The 4,067-nt window shown below is 75.0% G+C and carries 3 protein-coding genes; 2 read left to right on the forward strand and 1 reads right to left on the reverse strand.

The features are described 5' to 3' along the window. Nucleotides 1–77: 77 nt before the first annotated feature. Nucleotides 78–1,652 (forward strand): molybdopterin molybdotransferase MoeA, encoded by a 1,575-nt coding sequence (locus V7793_RS34370; protein WP_336013625.1) that lies wholly within the window; start codon nt 78–80, stop codon nt 1,650–1,652. Nucleotides 1,653–1,677: 25 nt separating this feature from the next. Here V7793_RS34370 and V7793_RS34375 read toward each other — a convergent pair whose 3' ends face one another. Beyond that, the gene (locus V7793_RS34375) at nt 1,678–2,778 is read right to left on the reverse strand and encodes a potassium channel family protein (protein WP_336013626.1); all 1,101 of its coding nucleotides are present in this window, start codon (nt 2,776–2,778) and stop codon (nt 1,678–1,680) included. Between the two features lie 51 nt (nt 2,779–2,829). Between V7793_RS34375 and V7793_RS34380 the strand changes: the two genes are divergently transcribed. Continuing rightward, on the forward strand, nt 2,830–3,807 hold the full coding sequence (locus V7793_RS34380) for an NAD(P)H-quinone oxidoreductase (protein ID WP_336013627.1): 978 nt from the start codon (nt 2,830–2,832) through the stop codon (nt 3,805–3,807). The last annotated feature ends 260 nt before the right edge of the window (nt 3,808–4,067 follow it).

Genomic DNA, 4,067 nt, shown 5'->3' on the forward strand with positions numbered 1-4,067 from the left:
GGTGCGGAGCCCGCCCCGGACGGCGCGGCAGGCGATCCCGCCGACCGCGGCGTGGAGGGGAAGGCCGACGGGGCGCGATGAGCGACGCCGACGCGGATTCCTCGCTCGACCGGGCCACGGACGAGGCACTGGCCCTCTTCGCCGACGACCGGCGGAGCCACCACGCCCTCCCCGCGGACCGCCCGGCAGCGGCCCGCCGCCCCGCGGACCGCCGCGCCGAGCGGACCGCCTACGACGTCGACGACGCCCCGCACGGCAGCGCCCGAGCCCCCTTTGCGTACTTCCCGTTCGACGAGATACCCGTCGGGGGCGGCGTGGTCGACGGCGGACGGAGCGTCGGCACCACGCCCCGCAGGCCCGGTCCCGAGGACGAGACCGGCCCCGCCCCCGCCCCCGCCTTCGACGCCTTCCCCTTCATCGACGTCGCCGAGGACGAAAAGCGGGCCCGCCACATGACGGCCGACGCCACCCCCCACTGCGCCCCCCACGCCACCCCCTGGCCCACGGCCCGTGCCGTCGCCGCCGCGGCCGCCGAGGCCCTCCCCGCCGAGGAGCGGCCCCTCGGCGACGCCCTCGGGCAGGTCCTCGCCGAGCCGCTCGTCGCCCTCACCGACCTGCCCTCCTTCGACACCTCCGCGATGGACGGCTGGGCCGTCTCCGGCCCCGGCCCCTGGCGCCTCCCCCCGCCCGGCGAACAGGACGTCCTCGCCGGCCGCCCCGGCACGGGCCCGCTGCGCGACGGGCACGCCCTGCGGATCGCCACGGGGGCCCGCATCCCGGCCGGGGCGACGGCCGTGCTCCGCAGCGAGCACGGCGAAGTCACCGTGCAGGGCGAGCTGCTCGCCAACCGGCACGTCAGCCACGGCCAGGACATCCGGCCGCGCGGCGGCGAATGCCGGCAGGGCGACCGGCTCGTGCCCGCGGGGACGGTCGTCACGCCGCCCCTGCTCGGCCTCGCGGCCGCCGCCGGCTACGACACGCTGACCGTCACCCGCCGCCCCCGCGTCGACGTGCTCGTCCTCGGCGACGAGCTCCTTCAGGAGGGCCTGCCCGAAGGCGGACTGATCCGGGACGCCCTCGGGCCGATGCTCGGACCCTGGCTGCGGGCGCTCGGCGCCGACCCGGGCGAGGCGCTGCGCATCGGTGACGACGCGGACGCGCTGTACGCGGCGCTCGCCGCCACCACCGCGGACGTGGTCGTCACCACCGGCGGCACCGCCTCCGGGCCCGTGGACCACGTCCACCCCACGTTGCACCGGCTGGGCGCCGAGCTGCTGGTCGACGGGGTCGCCGTGCGGCCCGGGCACCCGATGCTGCTCGCCCGGCTCGCGCCCGGGCGGCTCGTCGTCGGACTGCCGGGGAACCCGCTCGCCGCGGTGGCCGGTCTGCTGACGCTCGCCGAGCCGTTGCTGTGCACGCTCACCGGGCGGGCGGTGGACGAGCCCGTGCGAGCCGTGCCGGTGGAGGAGGTGTCCGGGCACCCTGCCGACACCCGGCTCGTGCCGGTCACGTACGACGGCGGCCCCGGCCGGGTGCGGCCTCTGCGGTTCCACGGGCCCGCGATGTTGCGGGGGTTGGCGGCGGCCGACGCGCTGGCGGTCGTACCGCCGGGCGGAGCGGGACGGTCCGTCGAGGTCCTGGGGCTCCCGTAGCCGCCCTGGGACCGGCCCCGTCGTCTCAGCCCGCTTCGGGCGCTCCGGCCTGCCTGATGGTGATCACCCTGTCCGCCAGCTGCAGCGTCTCCACCTCCGGGTCCGTGAAGTGCAAGAGGCGGTGCCCGCGGACCACTGCCACGACCAGGTCCTCGCAGTCGCGCGGCGAGTGGCCCGCCTCCCGCTTGGTGACCGGGCGTTCGGCCACGTCCAGGCCGTTCCCGTACGTCAGCAGGTCCTCCAGGACCGTGCCGACGTTGGGGCTCATCATCGACATGCCGAGCAGGCGGCCGGCCGAGCTGGAGCTGGTCACGACCGTGTTCGCGCCGCTCTGCCGCAGCAGCGGCACGTTCTCGTCCTCCCGGACGGCGACGACGATCTTGGCCGACTTGTTCAGCTGCCGGGCCGTCAGGGTGACCAGCGCCGCCGTGTCGTCCCGCTGGGTGGTGATCACGACCTGCGAGGCGCGCGCCAGCTCCGCCCGGAGCAGGGTCTCGGAGCGGGTGGCGTCGCCCAGGACGCCCACCAGGCCCTCGGCCGCCGCGGCGTCGACGACCTTCTTCTGCGGGTCGACCACGACGATCTGGCTCTTGGGCTTGCCCTGGCCGAGCAGCGTCTCGACGGCGTGCCGGCCCTTGGTGCCGTAGCCGACGACGACGGTGTGCTCCCGCATCCGGTTCCTCCAACGGTGGATCTGCACCTGATGGCGCGTCCGCTCGGTCAACACTTCCAGGGTCGTTCCCACCAAAATGATCAGGAACAGCACGCGCAGCGGCGTGACCAACAAGATATTGGTGAGCCGCGCCGAGTCGCTCACCGGCGTGATGTCGCCGTAGCCCGTGGTCGACAGGGTCACGGTCGCGTAGTAGGCGGCGTCCAGGAAGTCGACCCCGCCGTCGGAGTTGTCGTGGTAGCCCGCGCTGTCGGAGTAGACGATCAGCGTGGTGACGGCCAGCACCAGCAGGGCCATGACCAGCCGCTGCAGGACCTGCCGCAGCGGCGCCGCGACGCGCCGGGCGGGCATCACGATCGAGCGGCCCGCCTCGGGGTCGTCGTCGGCCTCGCCGCGGGTGCGGTTCCACAGGGTGCGGAACAGCGAGATCCGGTTCATCTTGCGCGTCACCATGGCCCCCATATTCCGTGATCTTCCCGGTACCGCGGCGGTAGCCTCGCGACCATGTATGCGATCACCATTCCCGAGCCAGGCGGGCCCGAGGCCCTGGTGTGGACCGAAGTGCCCGATCCCGTACCCGGTGAGGGCGAGGTTCTGGTCGAGGTCGTGGCCAGTGCGGTCAACCGTGCCGACGTCGTCCAGCGGCAGGGTTTCTACGACCCGCCGCCCGGCGCGTCCTCCTATCCGGGCCTGGAGTGCTCCGGCCGGATCGTGGCGCTCGGCCCCGGGGTCAGCGGCTGGGCGGTCGGCGACGAGGTGTGCGCGCTGCTGGCGGGCGGCGGCTACGCGCAGAAGGTCTGCGTCCCCGCGGGCCAGCTGCTGCCCGTGCCCGACGGCATGGACCTGGTCACGGCCGCCTGTCTGCCGGAGGTGACCGCGACCGTCTGGTCCAACGTGTTCATGGTGGCCCACCTGCGCCCCGGCGAGACCTTCCTCGTCCACGGCGGCGGCAGCGGCATCGGCACGATGGCCGTGCAACTGGCGAAGGCCGTCGGCGCGCGCGTCGCCGTCACCGCGGGCAGCGAGGACAAGCTGGAGGCCTGCCGCGAGCTGGGGGCGGACATCCTCATCGACTACCGCGAGCAGGACTTCGTCGAGGAACTGCACAAGGTCACCGGCGGCGTCGGTGCCGACGTCATCCTCGACATCGTCGGGGCGAAGTACCTCGAGCGGAACGTGAACGCCCTCGCCGTCAACGGCCGCCTGGTCATCATCGGCCTGCAGGGCGGCCGCACGGCCGAGCTCGACCTCGCCGCCCTCCTCACCAAGCGCGCCGCGGTCATGGGCACCTCCCTGCGCGGGCGCCCGCTCGCCGAGAAGGCGGCCATCATCGCGGCCGTGCGGGAGCACGTGTGGCCGCTCATCGCCGGCGGACGGGTGCGGCCGGTCGTGGACCGCACGATGCCGATGGCGGAGGCCGCCGAGGCCCACCGCGTCATGGAGCGGAGCGCCCACGTGGGGAAGATCCTCCTCACGGTCTGACAACCGCTCCGGGCGGTCTGAAGCCGGTCCGCTCCGGGCGGCCTGCGCCGTCCAGTCCGAGCGGCCTGCGCCGCTCCGGTCCGGCCGGCGCGTCACCGGCCCGGCCCCCGGCCACCCTCCTGAACCACCCACCGCGCCGCCCCGCCCACCCCGTGTGAGGGTGGGGGCGAGCGGCTCCGGCGGTGAGCGGAGGGAGGCGACGTGGGCATGGGCGGCCGACTGCGGGCGGGCCTGCGGACCGGGGTCATAGCCGGGCCGGT

It is taken from the genome of Streptomyces sp. KLMMK (genome assembly GCF_036961605.1).
Taxonomy (GTDB): domain Bacteria; phylum Actinomycetota; class Actinomycetes; order Streptomycetales; family Streptomycetaceae; genus Streptomyces; species Streptomyces telluris.